This window comes from Pauljensenia sp. C0170B4, from assembly GCF_056590235.1.
In genome coordinates, this window is sequence record NZ_JBWPVS010000001.1 from 492,096 (window position 1) to 512,564 (window position 20,469).

The 20,469-nt window shown below is 60.2% G+C and carries 21 protein-coding genes and 1 riboswitch; of the genes, 10 read left to right on the forward strand and 11 right to left on the reverse strand.

What is annotated here, in order from left to right:
• The first annotated feature begins 26 nt into the window (after positions 1-26).
• A complete protein-coding gene (locus tag AC1EJ1_RS02180; protein ID WP_070725335.1) occupies positions 27-695 on the forward strand; it encodes a hypothetical protein in 669 nt (222 codons plus the stop codon).
• An 18-nt stretch (positions 696-713) separates the two neighbouring features.
• Here the strand turns inward: AC1EJ1_RS02180 and disA are convergent, their stop codons facing one another.
• The 6 genes from disA to AC1EJ1_RS02210 form a co-directional block, all read right to left on the reverse strand.
• The gene (gene disA, locus AC1EJ1_RS02185; RefSeq protein ID WP_070725337.1) at positions 714-1,784 is read right to left on the reverse strand and encodes a DNA integrity scanning diadenylate cyclase DisA; all 1,071 of its coding nucleotides are present in this window, start codon (positions 1,782-1,784) and stop codon (positions 714-716) included.
• 38 nt (positions 1,785-1,822) lie between these two features.
• Positions 1,823-3,193 carry a DNA repair protein RadA gene (gene radA, locus AC1EJ1_RS02190; protein ID WP_480295273.1) on the reverse strand — a complete coding sequence of 457 codons (1,371 nt, stop codon included), beginning with the start codon at positions 3,191-3,193 and terminating at the stop codon, positions 1,823-1,825.
• A gap of 44 nt (positions 3,194-3,237) precedes the next feature.
• Entirely contained in the window at positions 3,238-3,906 is a 669-nt protein-coding gene (locus AC1EJ1_RS02195) for a potassium channel family protein (protein WP_058237217.1), read from the reverse strand.
• A gap of 40 nt (positions 3,907-3,946) precedes the next feature.
• Positions 3,947-5,488, reverse strand: a complete 1,542-nt coding sequence (locus AC1EJ1_RS02200) for a TrkH family potassium uptake protein (RefSeq protein WP_480295274.1) — start codon at positions 5,486-5,488, stop codon at positions 3,947-3,949.
• 47 nt (positions 5,489-5,535) lie between these two features.
• A complete protein-coding gene (locus AC1EJ1_RS02205; RefSeq protein WP_480295275.1) occupies positions 5,536-7,191 on the reverse strand; it encodes a glycoside hydrolase family 32 protein in 1,656 nt (551 codons plus the stop codon).
• Positions 7,192-7,414: 223 nt separating this feature from the next.
• Positions 7,415-8,488 carry a LacI family DNA-binding transcriptional regulator gene (locus tag AC1EJ1_RS02210; protein ID WP_285014795.1) on the reverse strand — a complete coding sequence of 358 codons (1,074 nt, stop codon included), beginning with the start codon at positions 8,486-8,488 and terminating at the stop codon, positions 7,415-7,417.
• A gap of 161 nt (positions 8,489-8,649) precedes the next feature.
• Between AC1EJ1_RS02210 and AC1EJ1_RS02215 the strand changes: the two genes are divergently transcribed.
• The 3 genes from AC1EJ1_RS02215 (at position 8,650) to AC1EJ1_RS02225 (ending at position 9,827) form a co-directional block, all read left to right on the forward strand.
• Positions 8,650-8,868 carry a helix-turn-helix domain-containing protein gene (locus tag AC1EJ1_RS02215; RefSeq protein ID WP_070725342.1) on the forward strand — a complete coding sequence of 73 codons (219 nt, stop codon included), beginning with the start codon at positions 8,650-8,652 and terminating at the stop codon, positions 8,866-8,868.
• A 94-nt stretch (positions 8,869-8,962) separates the two neighbouring features.
• On the forward strand, positions 8,963-9,061 hold the full coding sequence (locus AC1EJ1_RS02220; protein ID WP_003792170.1) for a 30S ribosomal protein bS22: 99 nt from the start codon (positions 8,963-8,965) through the stop codon (positions 9,059-9,061).
• Positions 9,062-9,158: 97 nt separating this feature from the next.
• On the forward strand, positions 9,159-9,827 hold the full coding sequence (locus AC1EJ1_RS02225) for a histidine phosphatase family protein (protein ID WP_058237213.1): 669 nt from the start codon (positions 9,159-9,161) through the stop codon (positions 9,825-9,827).
• A 410-nt stretch (positions 9,828-10,237) separates the two neighbouring features.
• Here the strand turns inward: AC1EJ1_RS02225 and AC1EJ1_RS02230 are convergent, their stop codons facing one another.
• The 3 genes from AC1EJ1_RS02230 to AC1EJ1_RS02240 are packed head-to-tail and all read right to left on the reverse strand — an operon-like array spanning position 10,238 to position 13,191.
• Complete coding sequence (locus tag AC1EJ1_RS02230) at positions 10,238-10,951, reverse strand: hypothetical protein (protein ID WP_480295276.1); 714 nt, start codon at positions 10,949-10,951, stop codon at positions 10,238-10,240.
• Between the two features lie 41 nt (positions 10,952-10,992).
• Positions 10,993-11,874, reverse strand: a complete 882-nt coding sequence (locus tag AC1EJ1_RS02235; protein ID WP_070725346.1) for a 1,4-dihydroxy-2-naphthoate polyprenyltransferase — start codon at positions 11,872-11,874, stop codon at positions 10,993-10,995.
• Positions 11,875-13,191, reverse strand: coding sequence for an AMP-binding protein (locus AC1EJ1_RS02240; protein ID WP_285014788.1), 1,317 nt, complete (start codon positions 13,189-13,191; stop codon positions 11,875-11,877).
• A 127-nt stretch (positions 13,192-13,318) separates the two neighbouring features.
• Between AC1EJ1_RS02240 and AC1EJ1_RS02245 the strand changes: the two genes are divergently transcribed.
• From AC1EJ1_RS02245 to AC1EJ1_RS02265, 5 genes are all read left to right on the forward strand, one after another.
• Complete coding sequence (locus tag AC1EJ1_RS02245; RefSeq protein WP_285014787.1) at positions 13,319-14,791, forward strand: L,D-transpeptidase family protein; 1,473 nt, start codon at positions 13,319-13,321, stop codon at positions 14,789-14,791.
• Positions 14,792-14,846: 55 nt separating this feature from the next.
• Positions 14,847-14,934, forward strand: a riboswitch (TPP riboswitch).
• Positions 14,924-15,724 carry a hydroxyethylthiazole kinase gene (gene thiM / locus AC1EJ1_RS02250; RefSeq protein ID WP_285014786.1) on the forward strand — a complete coding sequence of 267 codons (801 nt, stop codon included), beginning with the start codon at positions 14,924-14,926 and terminating at the stop codon, positions 15,722-15,724. (Overlaps the previous riboswitch by 11 nt.)
• Before the next feature lie 13 nt (positions 15,725-15,737).
• Positions 15,738-16,421: a thiamine phosphate synthase gene (gene thiE, locus AC1EJ1_RS02255; protein ID WP_070725352.1), complete on the forward strand. Its 684-nt coding sequence runs from the start codon at positions 15,738-15,740 to the stop codon at positions 16,419-16,421.
• A gap of 129 nt (positions 16,422-16,550) precedes the next feature.
• On the forward strand, positions 16,551-17,351 hold the full coding sequence (thiD, locus tag AC1EJ1_RS02260) for a bifunctional hydroxymethylpyrimidine kinase/phosphomethylpyrimidine kinase (RefSeq protein WP_285014783.1): 801 nt from the start codon (positions 16,551-16,553) through the stop codon (positions 17,349-17,351).
• Entirely contained in the window at positions 17,348-18,004 is a 657-nt protein-coding gene (locus AC1EJ1_RS02265) for a TenA family protein (RefSeq protein WP_285014782.1), read from the forward strand. The genes thiD and AC1EJ1_RS02265 overlap by 4 nt, the downstream gene beginning before the upstream one ends.
• A 99-nt stretch (positions 18,005-18,103) precedes the next feature.
• On the opposite strand, the gene AC1EJ1_RS02270 is transcribed toward AC1EJ1_RS02265, so the two are convergent.
• On the reverse strand, positions 18,104-19,084 hold the full coding sequence (locus AC1EJ1_RS02270; protein WP_285014781.1) for a 1,4-dihydroxy-2-naphthoyl-CoA synthase: 981 nt from the start codon (positions 19,082-19,084) through the stop codon (positions 18,104-18,106).
• Between the two features lie 31 nt (positions 19,085-19,115).
• On the opposite strand from AC1EJ1_RS02270, the gene argF reads away from it, so the two are divergent.
• Positions 19,116-20,147: an ornithine carbamoyltransferase gene (argF, locus tag AC1EJ1_RS02275; RefSeq protein WP_285014779.1), complete on the forward strand. Its 1,032-nt coding sequence runs from the start codon at positions 19,116-19,118 to the stop codon at positions 20,145-20,147.
• Here the strand turns inward: argF and AC1EJ1_RS02280 are convergent.
• The gene (locus tag AC1EJ1_RS02280; protein WP_070725357.1) at positions 20,104-20,448 is read right to left on the reverse strand and encodes a hypothetical protein; all 345 of its coding nucleotides are present in this window, start codon (positions 20,446-20,448) and stop codon (positions 20,104-20,106) included. The two genes, argF and AC1EJ1_RS02280, sit on opposite strands and share 44 nt — an antisense overlap.
• Between the last annotated feature and the right edge of the window lie 21 nt (positions 20,449-20,469).

The following is a 20,469-nucleotide window of genomic DNA, read 5'->3' on the forward strand; positions in this document are numbered from 1 at the left end:
GAGCCTGGAACGGTAGCGTCGTATTTATGAAGTCATCTGTGCGTCGCCGTCGTAATCCGTGGCCGCGCCGCATCATTTCGACCACGGTGTTGCTCCTGATCGTTGTGGCGCTTGTCGCGGGCCTCGTGACGCTCATCTCTCGAGCGATCGGACCGGAAAGCCGGCGGGCAGGGCAGGTGCAAACAGCGGTGCAGTCCGGTCAGACCGCACACGCGCAATCGGGCGACACATATGCACAGTCGGGCCAGGGTTCACAGTCAGGTGCCACCGTCGGCGGTGTGCCTGTGTGCGACCCGCAGTCATTTCAGGCCACCATCGCCCTTGGCGCATCGCCAGTCCTGATCGGGCAGGGCACCTCGTTCGACGTCACGTTCACCAACAAGAGCAACCGTCAGTGCTTCACGACATTCGATCAGGCAGGTCTGCTGGTCGACACAGGTGGGTACACGGTATACGACACGACCTCATGCGAATCCCAGTCAGGGCAGGTCCCATTGCTGTTCGGACCTCATCAGTCATGGACGGGGCACATAGCCTGGGATGGGCGAATCTACGACGCATCCTGCCAGGCCGTGGACACTGACTCCGATGGGAAAGCAGATATCGCGGATGCCGGCGGGTATACGGCGCGACTCTCATTCGCAGGTCGCGTCCTGACAAAGACACCCTTGACGTTCGAGGTGCGCTATGAGTAAGTGCCGATGTTCCTGGTGCTACCAGCCGACGATTCCTGACAGTGCCATAGCCTGCTGACGTTCCAGATTCTCCACGATCAGACCAGCGCGATACGGGCCAATGCCTTCAATGCGTTGAAGATCTTCCGTACTTGCTTCGCGCAGTTCTGACAACGATGTGAACTCAGAGGCGATCACCTTAATGATGCTCCACGGCAGATGGGGAACCATCGACAGTGCGCGTATGCCGCGCGGCTGAATGGCGTTATCCAGGTCAGACATGTCGGCAACGTGCAGTCCCAGAACGTTTGCAATGGCAGTCAGATCGACCAGCTTGTCACCCTCCAGGGTGGACAGGTGTGATTCGGCGCGCGCAATTTCTGACGTGTGCCGGATGTAGTCGCGCAGAACCAGGGCACGTTCAGAGGCAGAGCCGCGCACCAGGTCATCCACCTGCAGGGCGAGGAGACGCCCATTGGAGCCCAGCTCTTCAAGGTACCCGTTGATTTCAGAGGTGATGCGCCTGATCATCTCCATGCGTTGCATCACCGTGGCAACATCACGCACCGTTGCAGAATCGCGCATCTCCAAAATCGTCAGGGTCTGCAGGACCTCGTCGAGGCGCTGCGAATAGCGGTCCAGAGTATCCACAGCCAGATTTGTTCGCGACAACAGTGTTTCCGGCTCGTCGACCGAGTGGTGCAGTGCGCCGACATAAATGGAGATCAGACGCATGGATGCCGACAGTGACAGCACGGGCACGCCAGTCTGGCGTGCGGTGCGTTGCGCAGTGCGATGACGCATACCTGATTCATTGGTGGGGATGGACGGATCAGGAAGCAACTGAACGTTGGCTCGCTTGATGCGCCATGAATCGGCCTCGAGAATCACTGCGCCATCCATCTTGCACAGTTCGCGCAGTGCCGAGGCGGAAAACTCGACATCGAGTTCGAAACCACCCGAACACATCGCTTCAATCTCAGGAGTCATCCCCATGACAATGAGAGCACCGGTGTGTGAACGCTGGATACGATCCAGCCCCTCACGCAAAGCGGTGCCAGGAGCGATCGCCTGAAGCGCGCCACGCAACGTCGCCTCATCGGATGTCATCGCGCACCTTCCTTCTTTCAAGTCACCCTACCTGCAGTTTACGGCAGTCCGACACGAACGCCAGTGGCTAGATCACTGACCGGAAAGATTTCGATACCGTCGACGGGCCGAACGTCGTCAGCTCCGCGCGCAGGGATAACAGCGTGCGTCAAACCCAGACGCGCTGCCTCTTGCAATCTGCGTTGTACTCCCACGCACGCGCGTACCTCACCGGTCAGACCCACCTCACCGAAAACGACGAGGTTATCCCTCAGCGGCTCGCCACGGTAGGCCGACACGATTGACAGTGCACACGCCAAATCGACCGCAGGCTCGCTGGCTTTCGCGCCACCTACCGTCGACACGTAGACATCTTCCGACGACGTGTCCAGCCCCAGGCGCGCCTGCAAAACCGCCAGAATCATGGCGACACGGGAATGATCCACTCCGGCGGTTGTCCTGCGTGGCGATCCGCCCGCGCTCGCAGCGACCAGCGCCTGCACTTCCAATGGCATCGGTCGGCGCCCCTCCAGCGTGATCGTGGTGCACGAGCCGGGCACATGCAGCCCGTTCGATGACAAGAACAGGCCGGACGGGTCAGCAAGCCCGCGGATGCCCGTATCGGTCAGCTCAAAACATCCGACCTCATCGGTCGGCCCGTAGCGGTTCTTCACAGCGCGCAGCAGACGCAGGCGATTGTGCCGGTCACCCTCGAACTGACAGACCACATCAACGAGGTGCTCCAGAATGCGTGGGCCGGCAATGCCGCCATCCTTGGTGACGTGCCCGACCAACAGCACAGGCATGTTGCGTTCCTTGGCCAGCCTGATCAGCGCCGCAGTGACCGCACGAACCTGCGTGACACCGCCTGCCGCACCCTGCTCATCGCGTGAGTAAGCCGTCTGAACGGAGTCCACAATCAGCAGTGAAGGAGATTGCGCTTGAACGTGACCGGCGATCACGGCCACGTCAGCCTCGTCAGCAAGTAGCAGGGCATCATCCAGTGCGCCGATACGGGCTGCGCGGTTGCGCACCTGGGAAGCGGACTCCTCACCCGTGATGTACAGAACCGGCCCGTCACCATTGCGCCGCGCCAGCGCGGCGGCGCGTGAGGCAACATCGAGCAAAAGCGTCGATTTACCCACCCCAGGTTCACCGGCCAGCAACACCACCGCACCGGGGACAATTCCACCGCCAAGGACACGGTCAAGCTCACTGACGCCTGTCAATCGGCAGTCAGCGGCGTGAGCGTCCACCTGCACAATGGGCTGAGCTTGACGCGAAGGCGTGGCGGTAGCCGGCAGCAGCGCGGAGGGACGGCCAGCTTCTTCCAGTGTGCCCCACTCATGGCACTGACGGCACTGACCGACCCACTTCGGGGACGTCCATCCGCACTCAGTGCATTCGAAGGTGGTTTTGTCTTTCGCCATGGTCACACGATAAAGGTCGTCATGTGCATCTGGAGACCTACCGCTCAGGGCCTGTGGGCGAAGTGCTCAAGCAGCATCGCATCGCCGGACACGATAATGATGTCCTCCGGGTTGATGCGTGTGGACGAGTCGGCGTATTCGAAGGGCTTACCGGGGCGCATCACACCGAGCATGTTGACGCCGTACTGTGCGCGAAGATCCAGCTCTGCCAGGGTGAATCCCTGAATTTCCTGAGGCGGCCGCAGCTTCATGATGGCGAAGCCCTGCTTATCCATTTCGATGTAGTCAAGCATGCGGCCACCCACCAGGTGCGCAGTGCGCTGACCGGCATCAAATTCGGGGTAGACCACGTGGTGTGCGCCGATGCGTTTGAGGATGCGTCCGTGTTCACGTGAGATGGCTTTCGCCCAAATCGAGGGGATCTCAATATCAACCAGGTTGGCAGTGATGAGCACGGACGCTTCCAGCGAAGAGCCGATCCCGACAACTGCCGACGCAAACTCGCGTGCGCCGAGCTGTTCGAGCGCCTCCGCATTGGACGCATCAGCTTCAACCAGCGGGATACGACCCGCAAATTGCTGGACGCGTCGTGGATCCTTTTCCACACCGAGAATTTCGTGCCCGAGCCGATCCAACGTGGCGGCAACGGCTGATCCGAAGCGTCCCAGCCCGATCACCAACGTGCCGGACGCGAGCGGTTTTTCTTCTGCCATAGTGGTATTGTCCCACAGCGTCGGGATGAACGAGGCAGACCTATCCGACGATGGGCCGCTCAGCCGGCATTCTGATCACGCGGCGTCGTTCACGCAGTGCCAGAGCTGCAGCAACCGTCATCGTGCCCATACGTCCGGCGAGCATGAGGATAGTGAGCACATACTTGGCGAAAGTCGGCAGGGTCGGAGTGATACCAGTGGACAGACCCACCGTGGCGAATGCGGACACCGTCTCAAAGAGGACGACGTCCAGGGAGTAGTTCGTCACGGACAGCAAAATGATTACTGCGGTCGCCACCATTGCTGAGCCGATGAGCGCCACGGCAACGGCGAGACGTACCACTGAGTGCGGGATGCGGCGGCCGTACGCTTCAATATCGTGATCGCCTCGAGCTTCTGCCACGACAGCCAGCATGAGGACGGCAAATGTGGAGACCTTGATACCGCCTGCAGTTGAAGCCGACCCGCCGCCGATCATCATGAGGATGTCCTGGACGAAGTGTGTCTGAGGCTGCATACCGCCCACATTCAGGGCGGACAGACCTGAAGAGCGACTATTGACTCCTGCCAGGAACACATTGAGAACCTTTGAACTCGTATCAAGCGGCCCCAGGGTTTGCGGGTTGCCCCACTCCGTCAGAGCCATCAGCACTGAGCCGACTACCAGCAGCAGCAGGTACATCGTGATGGTCAATTTAGTGTGGAGCGTCCAGCGGCGAGGCGTGCGCCACCGCGCGACCACATCGGTGACAACGGGGAAACCTACCGCTCCTACAGCCGTGCCCAGTGCGATGGGGAACAGCATCCACCAGTCGGACACGAAGGGCGCAAGACCACCTGGAATGATGACGAATCCGGCGTTATTGAATACGGAGATCGACAGAAACAATGCGTGTCCGATTGCACCTGTCACGGAGTCCGTCAGCTGCAGGAAACGTGGCAGAAATATGACGAATAGGATTGCCTCGGCAATCAGCGACGTGCCCACAACTGCGCGCAGCAGGGAACCGACCTGCCCCATACCGGACGACTTTGTTTCCATGGCGGCGAGCATGCGCTGCGTGAGCCCCAGGTGACGCGACACGGCGAAGCCGAGGATGGAAGCCAGGGTCATGACGCCGAGGCCACCGATCGCAATACCGGTGGCGATGACAGCCTGCCCGAAAGAGGACCACTGCGTTGCAGTATCGACCGTTGTCAGACCTGTGACACACACTGCCGACACTGCGGTAAACAGCACGTCCACAAATGACGCGGGCCGTCCCGTCGCAGAAGAAAACGGCAAGAGTAACAGCAATGTGATGATTATCGCGATCGTGGTGAACACGGCGATCGCCAGGCGCGCCGGTGACGTGCGCGCTCGCTGCTCAACCCATTCGCGCAGGTGGTCCCAGCCTGATTTGCGCAGGAGCGTGAGCTGTGGGCCGTCCACACGCCGAACCAGGGGTGCCGCTGATGATGACTCAAGGCTCGGCGGTTCACCCGGTCGAATAGGGGAGCGTCGCCGTCTGAGTAATGTAGTGGTGATCGGCCGGTTGATCCGTTTCAGCGAGCGCCGGTGCGGGCGCGAGGAACGGACCATAACAACTCCTTTAAGCAGATCACCCGAGGCGGGTCAGCACTGTGATGCTAGCCCATCGTACGCGGGTTGGACCCGTTATCAGAATAGATGGAGTCGAAGTGGCGCACGGTCAGCTCCTCAACGCTGATGATCCCGGAGATGCTGGACAACGAGGTACGGCGTTTACCCTCAGAAGGGAAAGCACAAGCAGAAAGAGTCGCCGTGTTGCGCCCCGCGAACACTTCCACCGATCCGCGATCAACCAGGACAGTCATCCGCAGGTGGGAGTCACCCTCGTCCATGTCGATGGGGGCGCTGCGGTAGCCGCGATCAGTTCCTGCCTTCGTACGCCTGTCGACAACGATGCGGCGCGCCAGATCGTCGTACGCCACCCACGTGTAGGATCCGTCCGATGTTTCGTTGACACGCAATCCAACCTGCTCAGAGGTGGTGGCAGACAGGTCAACAACCATGTCAATGGCGAATGCGTCCCCGTCGTCAACCAGGAGCCTGTCGCGGTTCGCGTCAAGAACAAAAGTGCCGAGGGTGTTCCGACCACATTCCAGCCTGTTGAGTTCAGGCAGGGCAGTGGCGGCCAGCTTGAGGTCCTCGGTGAGTGTCAACTCGCGCGGCACGGTGAACTGGCCGGACCAGTTGTCGCTGTACTGGGGTGCGAGAGGCATCGTGAATCCTCCCATCCATGCCAGTGCGATGCGTCGGCCATCAGGAGCCTCGAAGGTCTGTTGAGCGTAGTAGTTTGAGCCCCAATCAGACAGGGCGTAATCGGTCAATGGATGGAAATCGCTGCCCAGCGTCCAATCGCCTACGACGTAACCGGCGTTATGCCCGTTACGCATGGCGTAGCCGGATGCGCGTGCGTTGGTCATCGGCCCGTAGCACAGTACCCAGTGGCCACCCAAGGGGAACAGGTCAGGGCATTCAAGCATGTAGACGCGCGGATCAGGATCTTCGAACAGGACGCGGTCAAAGCTCCAGGTGCGCAGGTCCGGTGAGGTATACAGGTGAACCTGGCCGCGAGCAGCTTCAGAGGTCGCGCCCAGCACCATGCACCACGTGTCGCCTTGACGCCACACTTTCGGGTCACGGAAGTTCGGGAGGCCAGGGGCGTCAATAATGACGCCTTCCTTGTGGAAAGTCAGGCCGTCCTCGGATACCGCCAGGCACTGCGTCTGCTCGTTGCGACCGTCCGCGTGGCCGTCAAGCCAGCGATTTCCGGTGTAGAACACATACAGCAGGCCGTCTGGCCCCTCGACGGCGGAGCCGGAAAAAACGCCATCCTGATCTGCCGGAATGCTGGGGGCGAGGGCGATTCGTTCGCGCTGCCAGGTCACCAGGTCAGCAGATGAGACATGGCCCCAGTGCATCGGACCCCATGCGGAGCCGTAGGGGTGATGCTGATAGAACGCGTGATAGCGACCGTCGAAGTAGCACAGTCCGTTCGGGTCGTTGATCCACCCTGCTCGAGCAGCAATGTGGAAGGTGGGGTACCAGCGGTCGTTGCGTGCGCGCTCAAGCTGGTCAGAGGCTCTTTCAGCGCGTTCCAGCGCCTGCTCGTGTGTGAGGGTGAGCGGTGCGTGGGGCAGGGGATGCTGCTCGTGTGCCAAGGCATGCGTATTCCCAGCGTTCAGGTGATCTTCCTGTTCGGGGATCTGTGCGCCTTCATTGGTCGGCTCGATATTGTGCGAATCCGTCGGCGTACTCATCAGGTGTCAGCCTCCTGTGATGCGCCAGTAATGGGCGCGAAAAGGTATCCAAGCTGTCCCCGTCACTGTAAACAGCATCGGTGGCGCGCTTCAAGGCGATGCCTGCCAGCGTTCACCTGACGCTGCGAGGCAGCTTTCACATAAGGCGCCAGGTAGCGCCGCCTCGCTGGTGGCGCGAGTCATTGTCCAGCAGAGGGCGCCAGGCCGTGCCCAGCAGAGGGCGCTACCCAATTGTGCGAACGGAGTCCCGCTCCACGATCGGCACATGAACAAGGGTTGGTTCCGAGTGGGGCTCCGACTGCGATGACTGATTATCTGCATTCTTCTGTGCCCGCCCATGTGAGCGGGCACAGTCAACCAGGAACTCCATCCCAAGGGCGCCCATCTCCAGGTACGGCAGATGCAGCGTCGTCACCGGCGGGCGCATCATGTTGGCAAGTGGCTCATCGTCAAACGAGAGCACCGACATGTCGTCAGGCACCCGCAGGTTCCGATCACAGAGCGCCTGGTACACGCCCATCGCGATTCGGTCGTTGGCTGCAACGATGGCCGCTGCGCCGCTGCGATCCAGTCGATCGAGGATCGCATTCGCACCTTCGAAGCCCAGCGGAGACTCCCATGCTTCCCCAGGAGCCTCATCAACGATCTGTACGCCTGACGCAGCGCATCCTGCGTCAATACCGCGCAAGCGGGCTCCTATGCAGATGGATACTTCGGGTGCGGGGTCAGTCGGATAGCGCCCGATCAGAGCCACGCGACGGTGCCCATGCGCTCGCAGGTAGGCAATGGCACGGCGACCCGCGTCTTCCTCGTCAGGCATGATCGAATGCCACCCGTCGGCCTGGCCGTTAATGATTACTCCGGGCAATCCTGACGTCAAATGCGGCAAGGAGACCAGGCGTGGGGACATCAGGCCGACTGCAAATCCTTCGACTGCGCGGGACCTGAGGCCGCTCAGTGCGCGCGCCATGCCGTCGGGGCTTCGGTCGACTTCCATCATGAGGACTGAGAAGGAATGCTCGTCTGCGGTGTCGAGGATTCCACGGATCATCTGCGATGCGAATCGAGTAACGGTCACTCCACTGGAAACGAATCCAACCGTCGATGTCGTGCCGGTACGTAAATTACGCGCTGTGAGATTGGGTACATAGCCAAGGTGGCGAGCAGCCTGCTGGACGCGTTCAATGGTGGCCTCAGGGATGCGTGACTTGTGAACGCTATTGAGCGCCATGCTGACCGTCGCGGTGGACAGCCCGACATGCTGCGCGATATCAGCGATCGTAATGCGGCTTTCCATGTGGATCAGAATAAACCTCTGTGTATACAAAAGAGTGAAAGTGGATGAGGAGGTTTTTCGTCGATAGTTGCTGAAAAAGTCCTGAATGGCATTAAGATAGGGCTCGAGGCTTCTCGGAGCAGTGATCAGACCTGCCCGCCTCTTTGTTTTTGGGAGACGCAATGGACTCTTCACCTGCGCCCCGTTTTATGACGGTTGCGGAAGTGGCAGATCTCATGCGTGTGTCCAAAATGACTGTCTACCGCTTGATTAACAAGGGTGAATTGCCTGCTCTTCGCGTCGGCCGCAGCTTCAGAGTGCCCGAGGCTGCAGTGAGTCACATCATCGATGCCGGCCTTGCGCAATGGTCCGATGAACGTCAAAGTGGAATAAGCGGGTAGGATAGTAGGGTTGTATCTTTCGAGGTACCCCAGACCGTAGCTGTCATGCACCATCATGACTGCATTCAATTTGTGAATGACGAGGGAGGGCCCTATGGGTTCCGTTATCAAGAAACGCCGTAAGCGCATGGCAAAGAAGAAGCACCGCAAGTTGCTGCGCAAGACACGGCACCAGCGTCGTAACAAGAAGTGACGCGACCGGGGCCCGGCCATCGTGGTCGGGTCTCGTTTTATATCTGATCAACCTGAGTAGCCGACCAGCGGCACAAACCCATCGAAGGGTGACAACCATGGAACTGACAACGATCCACGTGATGCGCCACGGGGAAGTCGATAATCCCGACGGTGTTCTGTACGGAAGGCTCCCTGGATTCGGCCTGACTGAGCTCGGGCACGCGATGGCGGAACGGGTCGCTCAGTACCTCATTGACGAGGGCGCCGATGTCACGGCCATTATTGCATCGCCACTCAAACGTGCTCAGCAGAGCGCTGCTCCGACCGCGCGGGCCTTTGACGTACCTGTCCAGGCGGACGTGCGCCTGATCGAAGCAGATTCAGCTTTCGAGGGTCTGCCCATTAACGCCAACCGTGCACTCTTACTGCATCCGCGTTACTGGCACCTCTATCTCAATCCGTTACGTCCCTCGTGGGGAGAATCCTATGCTGATGCTGCGTCGCGAATGAGTGCGGCAGTTTCCTCAGCCCTGGACAAGGCCCGTGGGCATGAAGCGTTGGTGGTTTCTCACCAAATGCCGATCACAGCGCTGACTCGTTTCGTGCAGGGTCGCATGTTGGCACACTCGCCACTGTCTCGTGTGTGTTCCCTGGCATCGGTGACGAGCTTCCATTTCAGCGGCTCGACGCTGGTGGGTCTCGACTATTCCGAACCATGCAAGGACATGTTGGCTCATGCGGCCGACATGACTCCAGGTGCGTCGGAAGCTCAGCTCAAACGGTAGTAACTGACATCTGCGTATCCGGCTGGTTGGGGCAGCCTATCGGTACCGGCCCTTTGATGTCGGCCTGTTCGAGTGCGGGCGGTGCGTGGCTATGTCTAGTCGGTCAGGCGCGGGCGGCAGCACCGCAATAAACGGTCTAGCGCGTACCTCTGCCTCCAACTGTCCCCTCCCGCACCTGCCTGTCTCTTTCTGCACCCAACTGTCGATCTGAAGGCAGTCTGCGAGGCGGGATTTTCACTAGCACCCGCCTGAACTGCGCAAACGGTGAAGACACATCGGTGTGGAACTCGCGAGCGAGCTCGAGATCGACAGATGGGGAGAGAACGGACAGAGGGGCGAGACGGAGCAGATGGTGCGAGACGGAGCAGACGAGAGCGCTCGGAGATGTCTGTGATGAGTGACAGTGAGTGTTAGAGCTCGGGGTCCTCATCCAACGGGTCGCCAGTCTCGGACGTATCTTCGTCGGTGAAGGAATCGCGACCTGCTGGGCCCGCATCGCTAGTGGAATCAGGCCCTGGCGCGTCTGCATTGGTTGAGGAATCAGGGCTTGTTGGATCCGCATCGGTGTCGGAATCAGGCCCTGGCGCGTCTGCTTCTTCGGAAAATGAATCAGCCGGATCTGACTGGTCGGAATCAGAAACTGATGTGGAACCGGCTGGCGGCACGCGATATCCAGGCTCGTCAGGAGAACTCGAGTCGCTGTCAACGGGCTTCGCGTGATCTCCGTGCGCTTCCTCATTGCGAGCCTGCTCGCGTCGGCGGCGCTGAATGTCACGTTCCAGGCGGAACAGGAAATCCGGATCATCGTCGGGTGCCAGTGGTTCGCGACGCTGCGAGGACTGCGAACGGTCAGGTCGCCGGGACCATCCAGAACGCAGCGGATTCGATTCTGATGTCAAGTCCGACAACCCCGTGGTTTCCCCGGATTCGGCGCGCGTGATGGTTCGCAGCAGGATCCACACGATTGACCCGATGGAAATAAACGGCATCGTGATGACGATGATCGTCAGCCACCACATACGGCCGATACGACCAGGCACTTCATCATCAGGAGTGCGTGCCCAGTCAGCGATTGCGTAAATAGTGACGGCAATCCACAGGACAACGGCAAGAATACGAACCATCCCACCATTTTAGGTCAGGAACGACCATGCCTCGACACGACTTAGATGACGATGGCCACTGAAACGATGACGGCGCACGCCAGCGTCGCGATCCCCGTGTACTTCAAGGCGCGTATCAGATCGCGGCCAACCGCACCGCTAAGAACGATTCGAATACCGGGAATGACGGTGCCGGCCATCAGAACAGCGGCCACACACACCGCCCACCACGGGGAATGCACACTGATCGCCAGCACCACAACTGCGGCCACGAGGAGCGCGCAATACGCCGCTCGCGAAGCGGGATCACCCAAACGTACAGCCAGCGTCATCTTCCCAGAGGCCCTGTCCGTGGGAATGTCACGTAAGTTATTGACCATGAGCAAGGCGATCGATTCGAACCCCATGCCTGCTCCGGCACACCACACCCACCAGGGAGCACCCAGAGTCTGCGTCCATGTGGTGCCCACAGTTGCGACCAACCCGAAGAAAATGAACACCATCAGCTCGGACAGCCCCACACCCATATACCCGTACGGATTGCGTCCACCAGTGTAAAACCATGCGGCGGCAACTGCCGCGACGCCCACCACCAGCAACCACCACTGGCCAGACAATGCGATCAGAACCAGACCGGCCACGCCTGCCACAGCGAAACAAGCCAGCGCCACTGCCAGGACGACGCGCGGAGAGACCGAGCCGCCGCTCGTCAAACGCGGCGGTCCGGTGCGAAAGTCATCCGTTCCACGCACGCCGTCAGAATAGTCATTCGAAAAGTTCACACCGATTTGCAAAGCCAGCGCCACACACAGTGCGAGCAATGCGCGCCCCCAGTGCAACTGATCCAGCTCAGCTGCAGCCGCAGTTCCCACAATCACGGGCGCAAGAGCGGCCGGAAGTGTGCGAAGGCGGGCGCCCTCAATCCAGTCTTGAACAGTTGCCATTTAGCGTCGCCAGTGCTCCCCGTGTTCGATCTGTTCCATCACCAGTGCCCGCACACGGCTCCGGTCAACTTTCCCGGATTCCAGCATGGGCAGTGTGTGAAGCGGTACGACAACGCGTGGAGCCTGCGCTCGGCCCAGACGCGCTCCCACGTGATCGCGAATGGAGCGCGCCCATGAATCCAGATCCGCACTGTGCGAGCTATCGCGCACCACCGCGGCGGTGACCACGTGCCCCCAGCGTTCGTCTTCAAGATCGAGGATCCAACTGTCACGCACACCCGGAGCTGACAACACGGCATCACGAACCGGACCAGGTGCCACTGACAGGCCGCCCGTCACGATGACATCATCGCTGCGCCCCAGCACCTGAACGTCGCCATTGGAGGCAATTCGACCGATATCACCTGTCAGCAGCCACCGTGCGCCACCCTCGTCAATGAAGGGGGAGGGGCCGTCCAGGTACTTTGTCATGAGCATGGGCCCGGCAATTGCCAGGCGTGATTGCCCGTCAACGTCGACAGCGCGGACCGTTACCCCCGGCAAGGGACGCGAGTTGTACACGCAGCCGCCACCCGTTTCAGTCATGCCATAGGTCGTGACCACCCGAATGCCGTGGTTGCGCGCAGCCTGCAGGAGTTCCTTGGTTATGGAAGAACCGCCGACGAGGACACCGGCAAGCGAGGCCAGTGCGCGAATAACTTCCTCACCGGCATCCAAACACGCTCGCAGCTGCACGGGTACCAGCGAGAGATACCCTGGCACCTGTGAATCCTGAGTGGCACCCGCGATGGAAGAGAGCAGGTCAGCGGGGCGGAAACCTGAATCCGTGTCCACCACCATCGGGCTGAAACCGGCGACTGCACTGCGCATGAGGACCTGAGCACCGGCGATGTGATGGGCAGGAAGCGCAAGAATCCAACGCCCCGGCCCCTCCAGCGCCGCGTGAGTGGAGTGCACGGATGCGATTAATGCCTCGGTGGACAGGCCAACGAGGTGAGGCGTTCCCGTTGATGACCCCGACGTCGGAATCACCACGTCGACGCCGTCCAGAAGAGCCAAGTCATTGCGGACGTCTTCGGGTAGTTCAGGAAAAGCGTGTGACACATCGGTTTGAAGATGGCGCAAGGACGTATGGGGGATCTCGCTGGGAGGACGCATGACCACGACTGTTCGCTTGTGCGACGAGGGTGCCTCGTCCATGGCGCCGTCTGATGCTGTGCGTGCCTGTTCAGCCAGTTTGCTGAGCGAGGCGTAAGCCAAAGCCGCTGCTCCAACGGAAGTGCCTCCCGGAACGACTAAGACACGAGGGGTCTGCACTTGTCCTCCTTTACAAACGGCTTTTCTGAACCATCGTAATGCCCAATCGGTCAATTAACGTGTGCGGAGATGAGATCGTGGGCAAGTCGACATGGAATTGCACCGATAGCCTCGTTACTATCGAGGTATGACTATTGGGAAGCTCTCAGCGAAAGCCTCATGGGCGCTGATCGCATTACTGGGAGCACTGCTCGTTGCAGTGATCGGTGTGGGTGCGTACGCGGCCTACTTCGCTGACCGCGCCTTGCCGCGAACCACTGTCGCCGGACAGTCCGTGTCCGGACAAAACCGCGACGAAATTGCCCAAGGCCTGCAAGAGCGAGCCTCACACGCCAGCATCAATGTGACGGTTGACGGTACGCTGACCAGCGCGACGCTGGAAGAAGCGGGAATCACCATCGACACCGACGCCACGCTGGATGATGTGTTCGCTCCCAACGGTTCGATCCTGTCACGCATCTCCTCACTGTTTACCTCGCGGGATGTCCAGGTGGTGACCTCGCGAGATGATGCGGCTGCGCAGGCATTGACCCAGAAAGTTTCCGCCTCTGTTGACCAGCCCGTACGCGAAGGTTCCATCCAGTTCAACGAAGACGGTGGCACATTCAGCGTGATTGAAGCACAGGAAGGGCACAGTGTCGACCTCGAGCAGCTTGCCAGTGCATGCGATGAAGCTGCGCGCACGCTGACTACCCAGGACATTGACTTGCCGATGATCGCCGTCAGCCCGACGGTGACCACGCAAATTGCTCAGCAGCTTGCAGACAAGGCGAACACGATGCTGGAAATTCCTGTATCGATTACTGACGGTATTCACACCTACTCACCCGATGCGCGTGAACGCTCGACGTGGATCGCGCTGCCGGATCTGAACGCCGCGGGCGGAGCTGGTGGCAAGGGTGCTGCCGCCAACACAGGCGCACTTGATGTCACGTGGAATGAGAAACCGGTTCGCGCGTGGGTTGAATCGACCGCGCTGTCCACCAACGAAGAGCCCACGAAGGGTGTCAAGAACGTCAATTCGCGTGGGGACGTTGTCGCGGTCGCGGATCCAGGTAAGAGCGGATGGACCGTCAACAACGCTGGCGAGGTGGCCGATGAGCTGCTCGCAGCCCTGAAAGACGGCACCGCCTACGAAGGCGATTTTGACTACGACCAGACCGAACCCGAATTCACCACCCGCGAGATTGCGGATGGTGCTGGCGACAAGGTGTATCAGGCAGCTCCTGGTGAAAAGTGGATCGACGTGGACCTGTCGAACGCATCAGTGACCGCCTACGAAGGTGCAACTGTTGTCCAGGGCCCGATCCCGATGGTTCCCGGCAAGCCCGGGTGGGAAACCGTTACCGGGACGTTCCGCATCTACCTCAAGCATCAGGACCAGATGATGGGCTGCAGCCCCGGCTACGACTACTGCACATACACACCGTGGGTGTCATACTTCCACGGTGACTACGCGTTGCACGGCGCGCCCTCACGCAGCTCTTTTGGCTGGTCAGGTGAAGGTGGCTCGCACGGTTGTGTCAATATGCCGGTTGATGGTGCGCAGTGGATCTATAACTGGGCCCCTGTCGGCACAGTGGTGGTGTCACACTACTGAGCAGCAGGCTCATCATTGCAGTTCGACCTTTTCGTATAAACCTGATAGCATTGTGATCAGTGACACGGGGTGCTTCACGCTGAGATCAAACCCGTTGAACCTGTCCAGATAATGCTGACGAAGGAATGTCCGATGGAGAATTTCCATACCCAATGCGTCGACGCTTTACACGCTGTCAGAACACACCACCCGCTCGTTGGAGCCATCACCAACTCGGTAGTCACGAACTTTACGGCCAACGCCCTGCTTGCCATTGGGGCAGCACCGGCAATGGTCGATATTCCCGGCGAATCCGGCCCCTTTGCCGCAATTGCCAACGCTGTGCTGATCAACCTGGGAACCCCGACGCCGACTCAGTGCGAAGCCGCTCTGGAGTCCGCCACCAGCGCCAAGGAAGCAGGCACATGCTGGGTTCTTGACCCGGTTGCCATCGGGCCACTGCCGGTGCGCACACAGCTCGCGCATCAGCTGGTCGCCCTCGGCCCGTCAATTGTGCGAGGCAACCCGTCGGAAATCATTGCTCTGGCAGGTCTGGGAGAAGGCGGCCGCGGTGTTGACTCCGCTGATGCGGTGGACGCCGCCATCGATGCCGCCCGCCGCATCAACAGCGAATATGGATCGTTGGTGGCTGTGTCCGGCAAGTCCGATGCGATCGTCTCAGCCGACGCAATCGTGCGTGTCGAGGGTGGCTCAGATATGCTGACCCGCATCACTGGGGCGGGATGCTCACTTGGCGCGCTGGCCGGCGCGTTCGCCTCTGTGGCTCGGACCCAGCTTGACGGTTTGGTTGCTGTTCACGCACTGTATGCGGCGGCCTCGGAAATCGCGGCGGAGCGTGCACGCGGAACCGGCACGTTCCAAATGGAGTTCCTCGACGCGCTGGACAACTTCCGCGATGAGGACTTTGAACGCGTCACCATCATCGCGCAGTGAGGCCAGGCCAGTGATGAACAAGGCTGTCTCATCCCTCGACCTGAGCATCTATCTTGTCACGGACGCAGACATGTGCCACGCTGCGGGACGCACCGTTGCGCAAACGGTGGCAGAAGCTGTCGCCGGAGGAGTGACATGCGTGCAGCTTCGGTGTAAAGATGCCGAGTCACTGGATTTCTTCAACGAAGTGATGGAAGTGGCCGACGCTGTCGCTGACTCGGTCACACTCCTGATCAATGATCGTGTGGACGTATTCCTGGCGGCACGCCTGGCAGGTGCGAACGTTGCAGGCGTCCACGTTGGACAAACCGACTTGCCGGTTGCCCTTGTCCGCAAGCTGATCGGCCCCGAGGCCATCATCGGTTTGTCGGCCTCCACCCCTGAGGAACTGAAGGAAGCCGAAGAGAACCCGGGGCGCGTCGACTACATCGGCATTGGCGTCGTGCGTGATACCTCCACGAAAACCGATGCTCCCGAGGAACATGGCATCGATGGAACAGGACAGATCGCACGCAGCACACACCTGCCGTCGGTGGCAATCGGAGGCATCAAAGCACCGGATATGGCACCGCTGGCACGTGAAGGATTGGACGGAGCGGCCGTCGTATCCGCAATTTGCCTAGCACCCGACGCGCGCGAAGCTGCACGCGAACTGGCAGATCAATGGGCAGAAGGCCTGCGCAGCGCGGGTCACTAACCACCCAATTCAGACCCCGAGGAAGGGACTCAGCACTTGCCGGCCATGTACCCAGTGCGCCCGCCAGTTCATGATTCAAGCCCCGAATGGCAGCACATGCATCATCCATGCGATGAAGGAGAACATTTTATGAAAACAGTCAAAGCCCTAACAATCGCCGGATCGGACCCCAGCGGTGGGGCAGGCATTCAGGCAGATCTCAAATCGTTCAGCGCCTCAGGAGCTTACGGAATGAGTGTCATTACGGCGCTGACCGCCCAATCGACGCAAGGAGTGCGAGGCGTGTTCCCCGTCCCGGTGGACTTCGTGCGCCAACAGATGGACACGCTGCTGGACGACATCACTCCGGACGCCACGAAAGTGGGAATGGTGGCAAGCGCGGAACTTGCGGCCGCAATCGGTGAGTATCTGCCGCGCCTTTCGAACACGATTTTTGACCCCGTCATGGTGGCGACCTCCGGTGACCGACTGGTTGACGAGGACGCAGTTGACGCTGTACGCGACCTGTGCATGAAAGCTGACCTGATTACCCCGAATCTGCACGAAGCAGCCGTGCTGCTGGATTGCGATGTGGCGACAACGCTGGACGAAGCAACCGACCAGGGCAAGGAACTTCTCGCGCGCGGCATGACCCGCGTCCTCATCAAAGGCGGACACTTGACCGACACGTCCACAGACGTGCTGATTGATGGTGACGGGGTCACATTCCTGAAGGGGACGCGTGTTGACACACAGAACACTCACGGCACCGGATGCACGCTGTCCAGTGCCATAGCGGCCAGACGCCCCCGCACAGACACCTGGGTTGATGCGATTGCTCAGGCGAAAGATTACTTGACGCGCGCGCTCCTGGCTGCCGACTCGCTCGATGTGGGCAGGGGGCACGGTCCCGTTCATCACTTTGTCGACCTGTGGAAGGAGGAATCATGAGTTTTACCGACCAGGTATGGCAGCGCATCGAACCGGTGCGCAACGCGATCAGTGAGCATCCCTTTGTCTGCGCACTTGCCGACGGGTCGCTTGAGCTGGAGACATTCCACGAGTACCTACGCCAAGATGCGTTGTACCTGATCGACTATTCGCGCGCCTTGTCCGCACTGGCAGCCGGCGCCAGTGACGCTGACGAAGTGACGTTCTGGTCGGGGTGTGCGCATCAGACAATGGTGGATGAGCGTTCGCTGCACGCCTCACATGTGGACGTCCTTGAGGGGGCAATCATGAACCCCACATGTCGCGCCTACATGTCATTCCTGCTGGCCAGCACGCATGCCGAGACGCAGGGGGTTGGCATTGCAGCAGTGCTGCCATGCTTTTGGCTCTACGATTTCGTCGGGCATCGGCTCCGCGAGGGTGTCCACTCCGAGGATGAGCTGGACGCACACCCCTACGGTGACTGGATCAGAACCTACACGGGGCCAGAATTCGAGGAAGCAACACGGCGCGCAAAGGACTACGCGGACCAGTATGCGCAGGCCAGCGATGATGCGGGGAGGGAACGTATGGCGAAAGCCTTCGAAGTTGCGTCGCGCTATGAGTGGATGTTCTTCGACGCTGCGTGGACAGGTCAGCAGTGGCCACTGTAATGCGCGAGGCCACCGACAGTTGTCGGCCGGCGCAGTGAGGTCACCCGACAACGGGCCACCCGTCAGCAGTATGAATGGCCAGCTGTCAGCCGGCCGGCTTTAGTAGTAGTACGGGAAGGTCGACCAGTCGGGGGAGCGGTGCTCGAGGAACGCGTCACGCCCCTCCTGAGCCTCCGCCGTCATATACGCCATCCGGGTTGCCTCCCCGGCGAACACCTGCTGCCCGGCAAGACCATCGTCAGCCAGATTGAACGCAAACTTCAACATGCGGATCGCCTGTGGAGACTTGCCGGCAACCGTGTGCGCCCACTCCAGCGCCACGTTTTCCACATCCTCATGCGGCACCGCACGATTGATGGCTCCCCACGCTTCCGCCTCTGCCGCGTCATAGCGGCGAGCCAGGAAGAAAATCTCGCGTGCGCGCCGATCACCGACCTGACGGGCCAGCAGCGCCGAACCGTACCCCGCATCAAAGGACCCCACGTTGGCATCCGTTTGCATGAACTGAGCATGTTCGCGGGAAGCGACCGCCAGATCACACACGACTCCTAATGAGTGACCGCCACCGGCAGCCCACCCGGTAATTGCAGCGATCACGACTTTCGGACAGGTGCGGATCAGGCGCTGAACCTCCAAAATATGCAGACGTCCCGCCCGAGCCGGATCGATCTGCTCACGCCGGCTCGACACATCGGCGTCCGCGTCAGCACCATCCACCTCGTAGCGGTACCCGTCGTTGCCTCGAACACGCTGATCACCACCCGAACAAAACGCGTAGCCACCGTCACGGGCAGACGGCCCGTTGCCAGTCAGGATGATCGCGGCAACATCACTGCTCATCCGCGCATGATCCAGACAGCGGTACAACTCATCGACAGTCAGCGGTCGAAAAGCATTGCGAATGTCTGGGCGATCAAAGGCAATACGAACCCAGGGCAGATCTTGTCCGGCTGCCGCTCCGTCGCAAGATCCGCGCGAAATTCCGCGATGATACGTCATGTCGGTCAGGTCCTCGAACCCCTCGACAACACGCCAGCGATCAGGATCGAAGGTGTCGGACACAAATGGAAGAGCACTCATGACCTCCACACTAGCGGCTAATCTGGAAGCCATGAGTACAGATCTGTCATCCATGCTGCGCCCCGGACAATCCCTGCTTCGTGAACTTGACTTCACGCGCGAAGAATGGGACAACCTGCTATGCCTGTCAGCAGCGCTGAAAGCAGCCAAGAAGAATGGCACTGAACAACAACTCATGAGTGGACGCAACGTCGCCCTCGTCTTTGCGAAAACATCGACACGCACGCGCTGCGCATTCGAGGTCGGGGCAGCAGACCAGGGAGCCCACACCGTTTACCTCGATCCGCAAGGCTCACAGATGGGACACAAAGAATCCATCGAGGACACCGCTCGTGTGCTGGGACGTATGTTCGACGCGATCGAGTACCGCGGTGACGACCAATCAGTTGTGGACACGCTGGCACAGTACTCAGGCGTTCCGGTATTCAACGGCCTGACCGACCAATGGCACCCCACGCAGATGCTGGCTGACACACTCACGATGAGAGAACACAGCGAGGGCGTGGACGACCATGACATTGCCTACGCCTACGTCGGGGACGCGCGTTTCAACATGGGGCGGTCCCTGTTGGTGAACGGCGCGATCCTCGGCATGGACACCCGCATCATTGCACCGAAGGAACTATGGCCACCGCAAGACGTCATCGAGGCGGCTCAGGCACGGTCCGACGAGTCGGGTGCGCGTCTGACCATTACCGAGGATGTCGACGCAGTCGCTGGCGTCGACTTTGTCCACACGGACATCTGGGTGTCGATGGGGGAGCCTAAGGATGTGTGGGCGCACCGCATCGACCTGCTGCGCAGCTACCGCGTTGACGAAGCGCTCATGGCACAAGCCGGTCCCGATGCGAAATTCATGCACTGCCTGCCGTCATTCCACGATCTGAAGACCACCGTCGGACAGCAGATCTTTGACGAGTTTGACCTGGATGGAATCGAAGTTTCCGACGAGGTGTTTGAGGGGCCGCGCTCCATCGTCTTCGATCAGGCCGAGAACCGCATGCACACGATTAAAGCTGTTATGGTCGCCGCTTTGGGTCGGAGTGATACCACGAAGGCGTGAGCCACGACGGCAACGGCTTTCGTCCAAAGGCCATCATGGAGACGACAATACCGGCTATGAGGAGCAGAGCACCTGCCGCGCCTGTAATCCAGCGGCCAGCGGGGTTGGGAATCATCGACCCCAATGCGAGGATACTGATGCCGAGCAGCACGCCAGCCAGGCCCGGGATCGTGGCGAACGCCATTTTCTCATCCACCAGTCCGTTCGCGTTCTGCCACCATCGTGAACGCGGAGAATCGGTACGCAGCCACAGTGCCGCTGCCAGCACCACCAATCCGAAGAGCAAGGCAATCAGAATCATGATCCCACCCTACGTGGAGGG